This window comes from Microbacterium sp. 3J1 (assembly GCF_001049495.1).
Lineage (GTDB): Bacteria > Actinomycetota > Actinomycetes > Actinomycetales > Microbacteriaceae > Microbacterium.
This window is the reverse complement of record NZ_CDWI01000007.1, coordinates 70,897-86,508: the sequence shown is the minus strand read 5'-3', so window position 1 is coordinate 86,508 and position 15,612 is coordinate 70,897. Positions and strand designations below refer to the sequence as shown.

14 protein-coding genes are annotated in these 15,612 nt (G+C 70.1%); 9 read left to right on the top strand and 5 right to left on the bottom strand.

Annotation, left to right across the window (positions count from 1 at the left end):
- Positions 1–20 precede the first annotated feature (20 nt).
- On the top strand, positions 21–1,001 hold the full coding sequence (locus BN2660_RS03860; protein WP_091227547.1) for an amidohydrolase family protein: 981 nt from the start codon (positions 21–23) through the stop codon (positions 999–1,001).
- Positions 1,002–1,161: 160 nt separating this feature from the next.
- Here BN2660_RS03860 and BN2660_RS03855 read toward each other — a convergent pair whose 3' ends face one another.
- Together BN2660_RS03855 and BN2660_RS03850 are read right to left on the bottom strand one after the other, a co-directional pair.
- Positions 1,162–1,932 (bottom strand): SDR family NAD(P)-dependent oxidoreductase, encoded by a 771-nt coding sequence (locus BN2660_RS03855; RefSeq protein WP_091227544.1) that lies wholly within the window; start codon positions 1,930–1,932, stop codon positions 1,162–1,164.
- Positions 1,914–2,774, bottom strand: coding sequence for a fumarylacetoacetate hydrolase family protein (locus BN2660_RS03850; RefSeq protein ID WP_091227542.1), 861 nt, complete (start codon positions 2,772–2,774; stop codon positions 1,914–1,916). Before BN2660_RS03850 ends, BN2660_RS03855 begins: the two co-directional genes overlap by 19 nt.
- 129 nt (positions 2,775–2,903) lie before the next feature.
- On the opposite strand from BN2660_RS03850, the gene BN2660_RS03845 reads away from it, so the two are divergent.
- Together BN2660_RS03845 and BN2660_RS03840 are read left to right on the top strand one after the other, a co-directional pair.
- On the top strand, positions 2,904–4,199 hold the full coding sequence (locus BN2660_RS03845) for an L-fuconate dehydratase (RefSeq protein ID WP_091227539.1): 1,296 nt from the start codon (positions 2,904–2,906) through the stop codon (positions 4,197–4,199).
- On the top strand, positions 4,186–5,160 hold the full coding sequence (locus tag BN2660_RS03840; protein ID WP_091227536.1) for an aldo/keto reductase: 975 nt from the start codon (positions 4,186–4,188) through the stop codon (positions 5,158–5,160). The genes BN2660_RS03845 and BN2660_RS03840 overlap by 14 nt, the downstream gene beginning before the upstream one ends.
- Positions 5,161–5,162: 2 nt before the next feature.
- Here the strand turns inward: BN2660_RS03840 and BN2660_RS03835 are convergent, their stop codons facing one another.
- The gene (locus tag BN2660_RS03835) at positions 5,163–6,137 is read right to left on the bottom strand and encodes an acetylxylan esterase (RefSeq protein WP_091227534.1); all 975 of its coding nucleotides are present in this window, start codon (positions 6,135–6,137) and stop codon (positions 5,163–5,165) included.
- Positions 6,138–6,171: 34 nt separating this feature from the next.
- Positions 6,172–6,708, bottom strand: coding sequence for a CGNR zinc finger domain-containing protein (locus BN2660_RS03830; protein WP_091227531.1), 537 nt, complete (start codon positions 6,706–6,708; stop codon positions 6,172–6,174).
- A gap of 39 nt (positions 6,709–6,747) precedes the next feature.
- Here BN2660_RS03830 and BN2660_RS03825 point away from each other — a divergent pair, with 39 nt between their 5' ends.
- From BN2660_RS03825 to BN2660_RS03800, 6 genes are all read left to right on the top strand, one after another.
- Positions 6,748–7,728 (top strand): EamA family transporter, encoded by a 981-nt coding sequence (locus tag BN2660_RS03825; RefSeq protein WP_091227528.1) that lies wholly within the window; start codon positions 6,748–6,750, stop codon positions 7,726–7,728.
- 362 nt (positions 7,729–8,090) lie between these two features.
- Positions 8,091–8,759, top strand: a complete 669-nt coding sequence (locus BN2660_RS03820; protein ID WP_091227525.1) for a GntR family transcriptional regulator — start codon at positions 8,091–8,093, stop codon at positions 8,757–8,759.
- The gene (locus BN2660_RS03815; protein WP_091227523.1) at positions 8,756–10,282 is read left to right on the top strand and encodes an MmgE/PrpD family protein; all 1,527 of its coding nucleotides are present in this window, start codon (positions 8,756–8,758) and stop codon (positions 10,280–10,282) included. The genes BN2660_RS03820 and BN2660_RS03815 overlap by 4 nt, the downstream gene beginning before the upstream one ends.
- 148 nt (positions 10,283–10,430) lie before the next feature.
- A complete protein-coding gene (gene prpB, locus BN2660_RS03810) occupies positions 10,431–11,333 on the top strand; it encodes a methylisocitrate lyase (RefSeq protein ID WP_091227520.1) in 903 nt (300 codons plus the stop codon).
- Between the two features lie 2 nt (positions 11,334–11,335).
- Positions 11,336–12,469 (top strand): bifunctional 2-methylcitrate synthase/citrate synthase, encoded by a 1,134-nt coding sequence (locus BN2660_RS03805; RefSeq protein WP_091227517.1) that lies wholly within the window; start codon positions 11,336–11,338, stop codon positions 12,467–12,469.
- Between the two features lie 107 nt (positions 12,470–12,576).
- Positions 12,577–14,034 carry an MFS transporter gene (locus BN2660_RS03800; protein ID WP_091227514.1) on the top strand — a complete coding sequence of 486 codons (1,458 nt, stop codon included), beginning with the start codon at positions 12,577–12,579 and terminating at the stop codon, positions 14,032–14,034.
- A gap of 48 nt (positions 14,035–14,082) precedes the next feature.
- On the opposite strand, the gene BN2660_RS03795 is transcribed toward BN2660_RS03800, so the two are convergent.
- Complete coding sequence (locus tag BN2660_RS03795) at positions 14,083–15,606, bottom strand: arabinosylfuranosidase ArfA (protein WP_091227512.1); 1,524 nt, start codon at positions 15,604–15,606, stop codon at positions 14,083–14,085.
- Positions 15,607–15,612 lie beyond the last annotated feature (6 nt).

The window sequence follows — 15,612 nt, the reverse complement described above, 5'->3', positions numbered from 1 at the left end:
GTCTGAGGCAGGATGGGGGCATGCGCGTACTCGATTCGCACCTGCACCTCTGGGACCCCGAGCTTCTGCACTACCCGTGGCTCGAGGGTCCGCTCGCCTGGCTGTTCGCCGAGACGGAGATCGAGCACGCGCGGCTCCCGAGCGCCACCACCGAGAAGGCGGTCTTCGTGCAGGCGGGGACGATCGACGACGACTTCCTCGACGAGGTGCGGTGGGTGTCGGAGCTCGCCCCGCGCATCGGCGTCGTCGGCATCGTGGCGGGCGCCCGTCTCGATCGCGGCACCGACACCACGGCGCACCTCGAGGGGCTCGCGGCGGAACCGCTGGTCGTCGGTGTGCGGCACGACCTGCAGGCAGAGGCCGACGGGCTCGCGGTGTCGGCCGCGTTCGTCACCGGGGCACGGGGGGTCGCCGCGCGCGAATGGACGTTCGACGCGTGCGTGCGGGAGTCGCAGCTGCCCGAGATCGCACGTCTCGCGGGAGCGGTGCCCGAGCTGCGCATGGTGCTCGACCACCTGGGCAAGCCTCAGGTCGGCACCGCGGATGCGCCGGTGGCGCCGTCGATGGAGTGGGTTCGAGACCTCGACGATCTCGCCCGGCATCCGAACGTGTGGTGCAAGCTGTCCGGCCTGCCCGCCGAGGCCGGGGGCGACTGGTCGGCTGCGCAGCTGGAGCCCTTCCTCGACGCCGCCGCCGACGCATTCGGCGTGGAACGACTGATGTGGGGCAGCGATTGGCCCGTGTCGGTCATCGGACCCGCCGAGGAGGGCGACCCGCACGCACCCGCGGACGGCTCGCCGATGTACCAGGCGACGGCGCGCAGCCGGTGGGCGGATGCCGTGCGCGACTGGGCCGAGCGGCGGGGGCACGACACCGACGCGCTGTTCTGGGACAACGCCGAGTCGTTCTACCGCATCGGTCAGAGGTCGGCGTCGGTCGTCGAGGAGCGGCCGCGCCGCGGCATCCGGTTCCTGGGCTGGTTGCGGGGCGACCGGGGGTAGGCGCCGGGGGTCGACCCGTGCGGGGTCGGCGCGTGCGGTCTCCGTCGTGTGCGGTCCCGAATCGCACACACTGCCCCGATTCGCACACCGACTCTCGGGAATCGTGTGCGCACCGGGGCGAGGTGTGCCGGTCGGGGCGGGAAGCCCCGGTCCGACCGGTTCAGCCGGCGGGACGGAGGCGCAGCCGCGCCATGCCGCCGTCGACCTCGATGAACGTTCCGGTGGTCGATCCGGCATCCGGCGACACCAGGTAGGCGACCGCCGCAGCGACCTCGTCGGGTGTCACCAGGCGGCCGTGCGGCTGACGTGCCTCGAGTGCCGCCCGCTCGGCGGCGGGGTCGGCGGCCGAATCGAGCAGGCGCCCGACCCACGGGGTGTCGGCGGTGCCGGGGTTCACGGCGTTGACGCGGATGCCGTCCGGCAGGTGATCCGCGGCCATCGCGCGCGTCAATGCCGAGACCGCCCCCTTCGACGCGCTGTAGAGCGCCCGCTGCGGAAGGCCGGTGGTGGAGGCGATGGATGCCGTGTTGCAGACTGCGGCGCTCGGCGACCTCCGCAGCCACGGCAGCGCCGCCGACGTCACGCGCGCGATGCCGGTGACGTTGATGGAGAGCACGCGCGCCCATTCGTCGTCGTCGTTCGCCGAGATGTCGCCCTGGGCGCCGACGCCGGCGTTGTTCACGACGATGTCGATGCGGCCGAACCTCTCGGCGACGGCCGCCACCGCGGCATCCACCGACGCGCGGTCCGACACGTCGGCCGTGAACGCGGCGAACGCGGCATCCGCCCCCGAGGTGTCGCGGTCGAGCACCGCGATCTGCGCGCCGTCCGCGTGCAGGCGGGCGGCGATGGCGGCCCCGATGCCGGAGGCTCCGCCGGTGACGATCGCGACGAGTCCGTCGAGTGCGCTGCTCACTTCTGTGCCTCCCATGCCACGAACTCCTGACGCTGGCGACCCAGGCCGTCGATCTCGACCTCCACCACGTCACCCGGGACGAGGTAGGGGAAGTTCCCCGAGAGGGCGACGCCCTGCGGGGTGCCGGTGAGGATGAGGTCGCCGGGTTCCAGGGTGACGTACTGCGACAGATGGTGGACGATCTCCTCGACCGAGAAGATCATGTCGCCGGTGTTCGAGTCCTGCCGGGGCTCGCCGTTCACGAAGCTGCGCAGACCCAGGGCGCGATGGTCGACCTCGTCGGGGGTGACCAGCCACGGGCCGGTCGGGTTGAATCCGGCTGCGATCTTGCCCTTCGACCACTGCCCGCCCGACACCGCCATCTGGAAGTCGCGCTCGGACACGTCGTTCGCGAGCACGAAGCCGGCGACATGCGCGAGCGACTCGTCGGGGGAGTCGAGGTAGGCCGTGCGGGCGCCGATGACGATGCCGAGCTCGACCTCCCAGTCGGTCTTCGCGCTGCCGCGCGGAATGGTCACGCTGTCGTTCGGGCCGACGACGGTGTTCGGCGTCTTGAGGAAGATGATCGGGATCTTCGGCGGCTCCGACCCGGATTCGGCGGCGTGCGCCGCGTAGTTCATGCCGATGCAGATCACCGCGCTCGGGCGGGCGATCGGGGCGCCGATGCGCAGGGCGGCGGCGCCCTCGAGCACGGGGAGCTCATCGGCGGCGCGAGCCGCCTCGACCCGCGCCCGGAAGTCTTTCGAGAGGAAGTCGCCGTTCACATCGGATGTCACACTGCGCAGATCGAGGTAGCGGTCGCCCTCTACGAGCACCGGGATCTCGGCGCCGGAGTCGCCTAGCCGTGCGAACTTCATGTCTCTCCTGATCAGTGGCGTGGTCGCGTCTGTGAGGCGCTCCTTCAGGGTGCGCGTCGTTGACAGTATAGACATCGGATGTTTACACTCCAAGGGATCTGCACGAACCGTCGTGCCCGAGAGGAATCCGTGAGCCGTATCGTCGCCCTCGACACGACCGACATCCGCTTCCCCACATCGCTGAGCCTCGACGGATCGGATGCGATGAACCCCGACCCGGACTACTCCGCCGCCTACGTCATCGTGCGGACGGATGCCGGCGACGGCGTCGACGGCCATGCCTTCGTCTTCACGATCGGCCGGGGCAACGACGTGCAGGTGGCCGCGATCGACGCACTGGCCGGCCACCTCGTCGGCCGCGAGATCGAGCCGCTGCTCGACGACATGGGAACGACCTTCCGCGACATCATCGGCGATTCGCAGCTGCGCTGGCTCGGCCCGGAGAAGGGTGTGATGCACATGGCGATCGGTGCCGTCATCAACGCGCTGTGGGACATCAAGGCCAAGCGCGCCGGGCTGCCGCTCTGGCAGCTGCTCGCCCGGATGACGCCCGAGGACCTCGTCGACCTCGTCGACTTCCGCTACCTGACGAACGCGCTCACCCGCGACGATGCGCTGGAGATCCTGCGAGCCGCCGAACCCGGACGACTCGAGCGTGAGCGCGAGCTGCTCGCCACCGGCTACCCGGGATACACGACCAGCCCCGGGTGGCTCGGCTACTCCGACGAGAAGCTCGAGCGGCTCGCCCGCGAGGCGATGGCCGACGGCTTCACGCAGATCAAGCTCAAAGTCGGCGCGGACCTCGACGACGACATCCGCCGGTTCCGCAAGGCCCGCGAGGTGTGCGGACCCGACTTCCCCATCGCGATCGACGCCAACCAGCGCTGGGAGGTGTCGGAGGCCATCGAGTGGGTGAACGCGCTCGCCGAGTTCCGTCCCGCCTGGATCGAGGAGCCCACCAGCCCCGACGACGTGCTCGGCCACGCCGAGATCGCCCGCGGCGTCGCGCCCATCCGCGTCGCGACCGGCGAGCACGCCCAGAACCGGGTGATCTTCAAACAGCTGCTGCAGGCCGAGGCGATCGCGGTCATGCAGATCGACGCCGTGCGGGTCGCCGGCGTCAACGAGAACATCGCCAACCTGCTGCTCGCGGCGAAGTTCGGCGTGCCGGTGTGCCCGCACGCGGGCGGCGTCGGGCTCTGCGAGGCGGTGCAGCATCTGTCGATGTTCGACTTCGTCGCCGTCACCGGCACCCGCGAAGGACGGATGATCGAGTTCGTCGACCACCTGCATGAGCACTTCGTCATCCCCACCGACATCCGTGGCGGCTCGTACATGCCGCCGACCGCGCCGGGCGCCGGCATGGAGATGAAGGCCGACAGCATCGCGACCTTCGCCTGGACCGGCCAGCATGTCGGCGTCTGACTCCGGTCCGTCGCTCGCGGTCCCCGCCCTCGGGTACGGCGCCGCGAACGTCGGCAACCTGTTCCGCGCGCTCACGGACGACGACGCCTGGGCCGTGCTGGATGCGGCGTGGGACAGCGGCATCCGCTTCTTCGACACCGCACCGCACTACGGGCTCGGCATGTCCGAGAGACGCCTCGGAGCATTCCTGCGCACCAAGCCCCGCGACGAGTACGTGCTGTCGACGAAGGTCGGGCGCCTGTTGCGCCCCAACCCCGACTTCGACGGAGGCCTCGACACGGCGAACGACTTCCACGTTCCCGACGACCTGCAGCGCGTGTGGGACTTCTCGGCCGACGGCATCCGTGCGAGTCTCGACGAGTCCCGCGAGCGGCTGGGCATCGAGCGCATCGACCTGCTGTACCTCCACGACCCCGAGCGGCACGACCTCGATCTCGCGCTCGAGGAGGCGCTGCCCGCGCTCGAGCAGCTGCGTGCAGAGGGGGAGGTCGCCGCGATCGGCATCGGATCGATGGTGACGGACGCCCTCGCCGCAGCGGTCCGATCGGCCGACCTCGACCTGATCATGGTCGCGGGGCGGTACACGCTGCTCGAGCAGCCCGCCGCGGCCGACGTGCTGCCGGCGTGCAGGGAGACCGGGACGGGCATCGTCGCGGCATCCGTCTTCAACTCCGGACTTCTGGCGTCGAGCGAGCCGCGCCGCGACGGTCGCTACGAGTACGGACAGCTGCCCGACGAGCTCTGGGAGCGCCTGCAGCGCATCGCGCGGGTGTGCGCCGACCACGATGTGCCGCTGCCGGCTGCCGCGCTCCAGTTCCCGTCGCGGTCCGACGAGGTGCGTTCGGTCGTCGTAGGAGGCAGTCGCCCGGAGCAGGTCGCGCAGAACGCGCAGTACGCTGCGCTCGAGATCCCCACAGCGCTGTGGGAGGACCTCGCGGACGAGGGGTTGATCCCCGCCTGAGGTCAGGATGCGGCGCGCAGCGCGCGCTCGAGGTGGGCGCGGCCCCCGCGGACGGCATCCCCGGTGACGGCATCCGACCCCGGATACTCGGCGTGCCCGGCGGGCAGGACGGCGAGATCGAGCGTCTGTGCGGCGTTCGCGACCCCGAACTGTCCCTGCGGCGGGACGAACTGATCCCACAGCGCCGCCTCGACGCGCACCGGCACCCGCGCGAACCCGAGGGCGCTCGACGCATCGAACCACCGCAGCACCCTCCTCGCCTCAGGATGCTGTGCGACATGCCGGCGCACCACCTCGCCGCTGCCCAGGCACGGCACGGCCAGGCGTTCGTCGTACTGTCCGAAGCTCGGGACGATGAGGGTCGCGCCGACGAAGCGGTCGTCCCACGGCAGGGCAAGGGCGCCGATGCCGCCGCCGAAGCTCTCGCCGACGTAGTAGAGCGGAACGTCGCCGACGACCGCGGTGAGGGCGTCCCCGGCGAGCCACAGGTCGCGCGCGCAGAGGCCGAGGACGTACGTGTCGGGGTGGGCGATGCCGGCGAGCACGTGCCGGTCGGTGGGTTCAGGAGCACCGACGCCCGCGTTCAGGCTCGGAAGCCCCCTCGCGACCGGGAAGATCGCGGCGACGTCGTCGGGCACTCTCGCGAGATCCACGGCATCCCGACCTCCATAGCCGTGGCCGTGCACGACCGCCGCGCGGGGGGCGCCGGAGCTCGGCTCGACCAGCCAGGCGCGCAGACGGATGCCGTCGACGCCGCTGTGCTCGATGACCGACACCCGTCGCCCGTCGACGGTGCGGGACCGGAGGGCGACAGGATCGGCGTGCACCGTCGTCGCCTCGTCCCGCCAGCGCGTCCAGCGAGCGGAGAACCCGTCGGGTGGCGGCACCGGGTCGATGGCACGGAGGTCGGCGAGCGTGCGGCCGTAGCTGCCGTCGAACTCGGCGTCGGGGAACCAGGTGTCGTAGGGGAAGCTCATGACGGGACGAGGCTAGCGAACCGTCGGGGGCGGGTCACTCCGCCGCGCGGCGAGCCCGATACGCGGCGACGGCGTTGCGATTCGTGCAGGTCGTCGAGCAGTAGCGCTTCGAGCGGTTGCGCGAGAGGTCGAGCGCGAGCGCCTCGCACGTCTCGTCGGCGCAGATCGAGATGCGTGAACCCTCGTCGGCGCGGATGACGTCGATCAGCGCCATCGCCGTCTCGATGAGCACGCGCTCGGCGAGGGGCCGGTCGTCGGCCACGGCGTGCAGGTGCCAGTCGGCTCCCTCGTGGCGGACGAGCCGCGGGGTCAGGCGCGACGCGGCCAGGGCATCGTTCACGTGGTCGACCATCTCGTCGCGGGGGGCCGTGAGCATCGCGCGGAGCCTCGGACGGACGGCGCGCAGGGCGGCGAGCTCGCGGTCGTCGCGGTCGAGGCGGCCGGAATAGGGGAAGTCGGTGAGGAACGCGCTCTCGTCCTCGAGCGACTCGAGGGTGTCGGGGTCCTCGGCGGAGTTCACCAGCCACACGGCTGCGCGCAGCGCCTCGGCGGTGTCATCGGTGAAGTTCACATTGACACCTTACATCTCGCACCGGTAGCGTCACTTGCCATGAGCACTGTCACCGATGACGTCCGTGTCGCCGGCGTCCGCCTGGGACTCCCTCTGGCGATCGCCGCGGCATTCTCGTTCGGCATGTCCGGCGCCTGGGCGCGGGGGCTCATCGATGCCGGATGGACTCCCGGCGCGGCAGTGACCGTCCGCGTCTGGGTCGCGGCGCTCGTGCTGCTCGTGCCCACGATCCTGTCTCTGCGCGGCCGCTGGGGCGCACTCAGGAGGAACGCGGGAATGGTCGCCGCCTACGGGCTCCTCGCCGTCGCGGCCACGCAGCTCTGCTACTTCCAGGCGGTGGCCGTGATGGATGTCGGCATCGCCCTGCTCATCGAGTACACGGCGCCGATCGCCGTCATCCTGTGGCTCTGGCTGCGCCGTGGTGAACGGCCGAGCCGGCGCAGCGTGATCGGGGCGGTCATCGCCTTCGTCGGCCTCGTGCTCATGCTCGACGTCGTCACCGGCGCCGAGGTCAACCTTCCCGGCATCCTCTGGGCCCTGGCCGCGATGGTCGGCGCCGCGTCGTACTTCCTGCTCTCGGCCAAGGCCGACACGGGGCTCCCGCCCATCGCCCTCGCCGGGGGAGGGCTGCTGCTCGGAGCGGTGGGGCTCACGGTCGCCGGTCTCGTCGGCATCCTGCCCCTCGCATGGACGACCGGCGACATCGCCTACCGGTTCGGCACCGTGCCGTGGTGGGTCCCGGTGGTCGCGATCGGCATCGTCGCGACCGCGCTCGCCTACCTGCTCGGCATCGCCTCCACCCGCATGCTGGGGTCCCGCCTCGCCTCATTCGTGGCGCTGTCGGAGGTCGTGGCCGCCCTGCTCTTCGGGTGGCTGCTGCTGGGCCAGCTGCCCGATCTGCTGCAGGCGTTCGGAGGAGTCCTCGTGCTGGTCGGCGTGGTGGTGGTGAAGCTGGGCGAGCCCCGACCTGTCGAGTTCGTCGAGCCGGTGCCGGATGCCGCCGAGGGGTCGTCGCGCTAGCGCGCCGGGCGTCCCGCGTCCGTGCGGGGTCGATTTCGCATCCCGGGGCGCCGTTTCGGGTGCGCTCTTGGCCCCGCACCGGTGGGTGGGTGCGCTTTTGGCCCCGCACCGGCGGGTGTGGGTGGGGGTGGAGATGGCGGGGTGCCGCACCCCCCCTGCGCCCGCACCCGTGCGGGGTCGATTTCGCATCCCTGGGCGCCGTTTCGGGTGCGCTTTTGGCCCCGCGCCGGTGGGTGGGTGCGCTTTTGGCCCCGCACCGGTGAGCGGATGCACGCAACCGCGCGTCGCGCTCTATGTATACGCGAGGGCCAAGAGAGCGCGGCAAAGCCCCAACCAACCGCATTTGTGTATACACTAACGCTATGAGCTCCGTCGCCGATCGCATCACCGCGAGCGACCGGGCGCACGCCACGCTCCTGGAGGAGATCCAGTCCGGCGCGCTGCCGGCCGGCTCCGTGCTCGGCGAGGTCGAGCAGGCCGCGCGTCTCGGCATCAGCCGCACGCCCCTGCGCGAGGCGCTGCGACGCCTGGCCGCCGACGGCCTGGTCGTGCAGCAGTCGCCGCGCGTCACGGTGGTCGCAGATCTGGATGCCGACGACATCCGCGCGCTGTTCGAGATCCGCCGCGCGCTCGAGGAGACGTCGGCCCGCCTCGCGGCACAGCGGGGGGATGCCGACCTCTTCGCCGCCCTCGCCGATGAGTTCGCCCACGTCGACCTCGATGCCGCCGCCGGTCGCGACGCCTACTACGCCCTGATCGCCCGGTTCGACGCGACGCTCGACGCCGCAGTCGACAACGACTACATCGCTTCCGCGCTCCGCACCGTGCGCACCCACCTGGTGCGCGTCCGCCGGATGGCCCGCGACAAGCCGGCCCGCCTCGCGGCATCCGCCGCCGAGCACCGCACCATCGCCGAAGCCCTGGCCGCCCGCGACGGCGACCTCGCCGCCCATGCCACGCATGTGCACCTGCACAACGCGCTCGCCGGCATCATCGACTCCCTGACCGCCAACCCAGAAGGTGTGAAATGACCGTCACCCATCACGTCCGTGTGCACCGCAGCGACGAGAACCTCGCCCGCGAAGACCAGCTCGCCTGGAAGATCGCCGAGGTCGCCGCCGATCCGGTCGAGGTCGAGCAGGACGTCGTCGACATGATCGTCAACCGCATCATCGACAACGCGTCGGTCGCTGCGGCATCCCTCACCCGCGGCCCGATCGACGCCGCTCGCGCGCAGGCGTTCAGCCACCCCGTCTCGTCCGGCGGCGTGGGCGCGACGGTGTTCGGCGCAGCCCTCGACCGCCGCACCAGCCCCGAGTGGGCCGCGTGGGCCAACGGCGTGGCCGTGCGCGAGCTCGACTACCACGACACGTTCCTCGCCGCGGAGTACTCGCACCCCGGCGACAACATCCCGCCGATCGTCGCGGTCGCGCAGCACGTCGGGTCCGACGGGCGCGCGCTGGTCAGAGCCATCGCGACCGGCTACGAGATCCAGATGGACCTCGTGCGTGCGATCTGCCTGCACAAGCACAAGATCGACCACGTCGCCCACCTCGGCCCGTCGGCCGCCGCCGGCATCGGCACCCTGCTCGGGCTCGACGTCGAGACGATCTACCAGGCCGTCGGCCAGGGCCTGCACACCACGACCGCCACGCGACAGAGCCGCAAGGGCGAGATCTCCACCTGGAAGGCGCACGCCCCGGCCTTCGCCGGCAAGATGGCCGTCGAGGCGGTCGACCGGGCGATGCGCGGGCAGACCAGCCCGGCGCCGATCTACGAGGGCGAGGACGGCGTGATCGCCTGGATGCTCGACGGCAAGGACGCCGCCTACGAGGTGCCGCTGCCCGCCGCCGGCGAGGCCAAGCGCGCGATCCTCGACTCGTACACGAAGGAGCACTCGGCCGAGTACCAGGCGCAGGCGTGGATCGACCTCGCCCGCAAGCTCGGCACCGAGAACCCGGCGCTGCGCGACCCCGCCAACATCGAGGCCATCGTGCTGCACACCAGCCACCACACGCACTACGTGATCGGCTCGGGCGCGAACGATCCGCAGAAGTACGACCCGACGGCATCGCGCGAGACGCTCGACCACTCGATCCCGTACATCTTCGCGGTCGCGCTGCAGGACGGCGGCTGGCACCACGTCGACTCGTACACCCCCGAACGCGCGGGTCGCGCGGACACCGTCGCGCTGTGGCACAAGGTCACCACGGCCGAGGATGCCGAGTGGACGCGCCGCTACCACTCCGAGGACCCCGCCGTGAAGGCGTTCGGCGGACGCGTCGAGTTCCGCCTCGCCGACGGCACGACCGTCATCGACGAGATCGCCGTCGCCGACGCGCATCCGCTCGGTGCCCGGCCCTTCGCCCGCGAGAACTACATCGCGAAGTTCCGCCTGCTGGCCGAGCCCGTGCTCGAGCCCGCCGAGATCGAGCGCTTCCTCGAGCTCGTGCAGCGTCTGCCCGAGCTCACCGCCGCCGAGATCGGCGAGCTGTCGATCATCGCGAGGCCTGGGCTGCTCGAGGGCGCCGACGCACCGAAGGGCCTGTTCTGATGCCCGCCTCGGCTGCGTCGTCGGCTGCCGTGACGGGCACAGCTGCGGACGCGGGGCCCGACGCGCCGCATCGCGCAGGCGTCGCGCGGCGCGTCGCGTCCGACATCCGAAGCTGTGCCCGCACACCCCGCCGCAGAGGGAGGAACTGATGCTGTATTCGCACGTCACACCGGCCGAGAAACGCCGCCTGTTCCGTGAGAGGCTCGCGAGCGGCGAGCTGCTGCGCTTTCCTGGGGCGTTCAATCCGCTGAGCGCCCGACTCATCGAGCAGAAGGGCTTCGACGGCGTCTACATCTCGGGCGCCGTGCTCTCCGCCGACCTGGGCCTGCCCGACATCGGCCTCACCACTCTCACCGAGGTGGCCGGTCGAGCGAAGCAGATCGCGCGCATGACCGACATCCCGGCGATCGTCGACGCCGACACCGGCTTCGGCGAACCGATGAACGTCGCACGCACGATCCAGGAGCTCGAGGACGCCGGTCTCGCCGGCACGCACATCGAGGACCAGATCAATCCGAAGCGCTGCGGCCACCTCGACGGCAAGAGCGTCGTCGATGAGGACACGGCGATCAAGCGCATCCGCGCCGCCGCCGACGCACGTCGCGACGAGAACTTCCTCCTCATGGCGCGCACCGACATCCGCGCGATCGAGGGGTTGGACGCCGCGATCGACCGCGCGAAGGCGCTGGTGGATGCCGGTGCCGACGCGATCTTCCCCGAGGCGATGCGCGATCTCGGGGAGTTCGAGGCGATGGCGGATGCTCTGGACGTGCCGATCCTCGCCAACATGACCGAGTTCGGCAAGAGCGACCTGTTCTCGGTCGACCAGCTGCGGGACGCGGGCGTTGCGATGGTCATCTGGCCGGTGTCGCTGCTGCGCATCGCGATGGGCGCGGCGGGCCGTGCGCTCGATACGCTGAACGACGAGGGGCACCTGACCTCGACGCTCGGTGAGATGCAGCACCGCGCCGACCTCTACGACCTGATCGACTACGAGTCGTACAACCACTTCGACTCCGGGGTCTACAACTTCACCATCACGAAGGAGTGAGCATGACCGAGCAGGACATCAAGAAGGGTCTCGCGGGAGTCGTCGTCGACACGACGGCGATCTCGAAGGTCAATCCCGAGACGAACAGCCTGCTCTATCGCGGGTACCCGGTGCAGGAGCTGGCCGACACGCAGCCGTTCGAGGCGGTCGCGTACCTGCTCTGGCACGGCGAGCTGCCGACGCCGGAGGAGCTCGCGGCCTTCCGCACGGCCGAGCGGCCACAGCGCGCTCTCGCCGACAACGTGAAGGCGGCGATCGACCTGGTCCCGCTCGAAGCGCACCCGATGGACGAGATCCGCACCGCGGTCAGCCTGATCGGCGCGTCCGACCCGGGCGCGGGCGGGTCGGTGCTGGATGCCGGAGGCAGCCCCGAGGAGAACCTCGAGCGCAGCATCCGTCTCTTCGCCGCGCTGCCCGCGATCGTCGCCTACGGTCAGCGCCGCCGCCGCGGAGAAGAGATCATCGCTCCGCGCGACGACCTCGACTACTCGGCGAACTTCCTCTGGATGACGTTCGGCGAAGAGGCCGACCCCGTGGTGGTCGACGCCTTCAACCGCTCGATGATCCTCTACGCGGAGCACTCGTTCAACGCGTCGACGTTCACCGCCCGCGTCATCACCTCGACGCTCAGCGACCTGTACTCGGCGGTCGTCGGTGCGATCGGCGCGCTCAAGGGGCCGCTGCACGGAGGGGCGAACGAGGCCGTGCTGCACATCTTCGACGAGATCGGCGAGGCGTCGAACGTCGGACCGTGGCTCGACGAGGCGCTCGCCGCGAAGCGCAAGATTATGGGCTTCGGGCACCGCGTCTACAAGAACGGCGATTCGCGCGTGCCGACCATGAAGGCCGCCCTCGACACCCTCGTCGAGCACTACGACCGGCCTGAGGTCGCCGCGCTGTACGACGCGCTCGAGTCGGAGTTCGTCGCACGCAAGGGCATCCACCCGAACCTCGACTACCCGTCGGGCCCGGCCTACAACCTCATCGGCTTCGACACGCTCACCTTCACGCCGCTCTTCGTCGCGGCGCGCGTCACCGGGTGGACCGCTCACGTCATCGAGCAGGCCGGGGCGAATGCTCTCATCCGCCCGCTGTCGTTCTACGACGGTCCCGAGGAGCGCCACGTCGACGTCTGACCCGGGGTTAGCGTGACGGCGACGCGGGGTCAACCCTTGGCGGCGGGGCACCGGTGAGGAGTATCACGGATGCGGGGCGGTGCCGCCCCTCGCCGTAAGGAGGCTCCATGTCCGCATCCGACGTCACCGTCAAAGAAGTCAGATCGCTCGTCCCCGCGCGCATGGACCGCCTGCCGTGGTCGCGATTCCACTGGATGATCGTCGTCGGACTCGGGTTCTCCTGGATCCTCGACGGCCTCGAGGTGCAGATCGTCGCCGCGAACGGCTATGCCGCGACGCTCGGCATGGGCCCCGCCGAGGTGGGCCTCGCCGGCACGTTCTACCTTCTCGGGCAGGTGTTCGGCGCGCTCGTGTTCGGTCGGCTCACCGACCGCCTCGGTCGCAAGAAGCTCTTCCTGCTCTCCCTCGCGATCTACCTCGTCGGATCCGCGGTCGCCGGTCTGGCGTTCGCGCCCTGGTTCTTCTACATCTGGCGGTTCGTCGCCGGCGCCGGCATCGGCGGCGAGTACGCGGCGATCAACTCCGCGATCGACGAGATCATCCCGGCGAAGTACCGCGGACGTGTCGACATCGCGATCAACGGGACCTACTGGGGCGGAGCGGCCCTCGGCGCGGTCGCCAACATGTTCTTCCTCAACACCGACATCCTCCCCGCGGACATCGGCTGGCGCCTCAGCTTCTTCCTCGGCCCGGTGCTGGGTGTGCTCATCATCTGGCTGCGTCGCCACATCCCCGAGAGCCCGCGCTGGCAGATGACCCACGGTCTCGAGGGCGAGGCCGAGCGCAACGTCGACGAGATCGAGGAGCGCATCCGCAAGGAGGGCAAGACGATCCCGCCCGTCGACGAGAACAAGGCGATCACCGTCAAGGAGTACGGTCGCGTGCCGTTCCTCGTCATCATGAAGGTGCTGTTCAAGAAGTACCCGCGCCGCACCCTCGTCGGCATCACCATGATGGTGACCCAGTCGTTCCTGTACAACGCGATCTTCTTCACGTACGCGCTGGTGCTGGAGAACTTCTACGACACGCCTCCGGCATCCGCCTCGCAGTACTTCATCATCTTCGCCGTCGGCAACCTCGCCGGTGCCCTGCTGCTCGGGCACTTCTTCGACACGTGGGGCCGACGACGGATGCTGTTCGCCACGTACGTCCTCGCGGGCAGCATCCTGCTCGTCAGCGCCTTCCTGTTCAACGCGGGCGTGCTCAACGCCGGAACGCACACCGCCCTCTGGTGCGCATCGTTCTTCTTCGCGTCGGCCGGAGCCTCGGCGGCCTACCTCACGGTCAGCGAGATCTTCCCGTTGGAGCTGCGCAGCCAGGTGATCTCGTACGTCTTCTCGATCGGTCAGCTCGTCGGTGCCATCGCACCCGTGCTCTACGGATCGCTGATCGGCGCGAGCGCCGAGACCGGAGACCGCGGACCCCTGTTCTGGGGCTACGTCCTCGGTTCGGCGATCATGATCTTCGGCGGCGTGGTCTGCGGCATCTTCGGCGTCAGCGCGGCCGGCAAGTCGCTGGAGGACATCGCGGATCCGCTCTCGCTCGTGTCGAAGGACGAGGAGTGACCTGTCCGACGCGGCCACCCGGTCGGTGAGCGAACCCGCGACGACGGATCAGACCAGCTCGATCACCGACCACGAGAGCGGCGGAAGGGTCGCGCGCACCTGGCCGTCGACGACCTCGGCGGCCGCGAGGGGCACCATGTGCACGGCATCCGGAGTCGTCTCGAGGTTCGCGGTGCGGCGGTCTCCGCCCTCGGGGATCGTCAGCGTCTCGGCGTTCACGACGCGCAGGGCGCCGAAACCGTGGAGGTCGACGGACAGATCGCTCGACTCGGAGAGCGAGCGGTTCGCGACGAACACGACGACGCGTCCGCTCTCCTCGTCCCACGTCGCCGCGGCATCCACCGCGTCGACCCCGCCGTAGCGCTTCGTCTCGATCTGCGGAGCCGACACCGCGAGGCGCAGGATCCGGCCCTTCGCGAGTCGAGCCATGCGCTCGAACGGCCAGAAGCTCGTCTGGCGCCAGGCAGGACCGTTCTCCTCCGATCGAATCGGCGCGATCACGTTGACGAGCTGGGCCTGGTTGGCGATCTTCACGCGGTCGCCGTGCCGCAGCAGGCTGTTCAGCAGGGTGCCGACGACGACGGCATCCGTCACGTTGTAAGTGTCCTCGATGAGACGCGGATGCTTCTTCCACCCGGCCTTCGCGATCTCCGCCGACTCGACATCGTTGAACTTCACCTGGTCCCAGACGTTCCACTCGTCGAACGAGATGTCCACCTGCTTCGTGTGCTTGCCCGCGGCCTTGACGGCGTCGATCGTCGCGATGACGCCCTCGATGAAGGCGTCCATGTCGACCGATTCCGCCAGGAACGACTCGGCGTCGCCGTCGTGCTCCTGGTAGTACGCGTGCATCGAGACGAAGTCGACCTCGTCGTAGGCGTGCGTGAGCACGGTGTGCTCCCAGGTGCCGAAGGTGGGCATCGAACGGGCCGACGACCCGACGGCGACGAGCTCGATCGTCGGGTCGACGAGCTTCATGGCCTTGGCGGACTCCTGTGCGAGACGCCCGTACTCGGATGCGGTCTTGCCGCCGATCTGCCAGGGGCCGTCGAGCTCGTTGCCCAGGCACCACAGCCTGATGTCGAACGGCTGCTCCGCGCCGTTCTTCCGCCGCAGATCCGACCAGTAGGTGCCGCTCGGGTGGTTCGCGTACTCGACGAGCGACCGTGCCTCCTCGACGCCGCGGGTGCCGAGGTTGATGGCCTCCATGACCTCGACGTCGGCCTCCTTCGCCCAGTCCATGAACTCGTGCAGGCCGAACGCGTTCGTCTCGATCGTGTGCCAGGCGCCGTCGATGCGCACGGGGCGGTCCTCGACCGGGCCCACCCCGTCTTCCCAGCGGTAGCCCGAGACGAAGTTGCCGCCCGGGTAGCGGACCACCGTCGGACCCATCTCCTTCACCAGGGCGAGGACGTCCTGACGGAATCCGCGCTCGTCGGCCTGCGGGTGGCCGGGCTCGTAGATGCCGGTGTACACGCAGCGCCCCATGTGCTCGACGAACGAGCCGAAGAGCCTCCGGGGGACGTCGGCGATCGTGAAGTCGCGGTCGATGGTGATGCGGGCCTGAGACATTGCTCT

Bases quoted from the DNA above. Each gene is read 5' to 3' on its own strand.
- BN2660_RS03860 (WP_091227547.1), top strand. From the start codon at position 21: ATGCGCGTACTCGATTCGCACCTGCACCTCTGGGACCCCGAGCTTCTG.
- BN2660_RS03855 (WP_091227544.1), bottom strand. From the start codon at position 1,932: ATGGGAGGCACAGAAGTGAGCAGCGCACTCGACGGACTCGTCGCGATC.
- BN2660_RS03850 (WP_091227542.1), bottom strand. From the start codon at position 2,774: ATGAAGTTCGCACGGCTAGGCGACTCCGGCGCCGAGATCCCGGTGCTC.
- BN2660_RS03840 (WP_091227536.1), top strand. From the start codon at position 4,186: ATGTCGGCGTCTGACTCCGGTCCGTCGCTCGCGGTCCCCGCCCTCGGG.
- BN2660_RS03835 (WP_091227534.1), bottom strand. From the start codon at position 6,137: ATGAGCTTCCCCTACGACACCTGGTTCCCCGACGCCGAGTTCGACGGC.
- BN2660_RS03825 (WP_091227528.1), top strand. From the start codon at position 6,748: ATGAGCACTGTCACCGATGACGTCCGTGTCGCCGGCGTCCGCCTGGGA.
- BN2660_RS03820 (WP_091227525.1), top strand. From the start codon at position 8,091: ATGAGCTCCGTCGCCGATCGCATCACCGCGAGCGACCGGGCGCACGCC.
- BN2660_RS03815 (WP_091227523.1), top strand. From the start codon at position 8,756: ATGACCGTCACCCATCACGTCCGTGTGCACCGCAGCGACGAGAACCTC.
- prpB (WP_091227520.1), top strand. From the start codon at position 10,431: ATGCTGTATTCGCACGTCACACCGGCCGAGAAACGCCGCCTGTTCCGT.
- BN2660_RS03805 (WP_091227517.1), top strand. From the start codon at position 11,336: ATGACCGAGCAGGACATCAAGAAGGGTCTCGCGGGAGTCGTCGTCGAC.
- BN2660_RS03800 (WP_091227514.1), top strand. From the start codon at position 12,577: ATGTCCGCATCCGACGTCACCGTCAAAGAAGTCAGATCGCTCGTCCCC.
- BN2660_RS03795 (WP_091227512.1), bottom strand. From the start codon at position 15,606: ATGTCTCAGGCCCGCATCACCATCGACCGCGACTTCACGATCGCCGAC.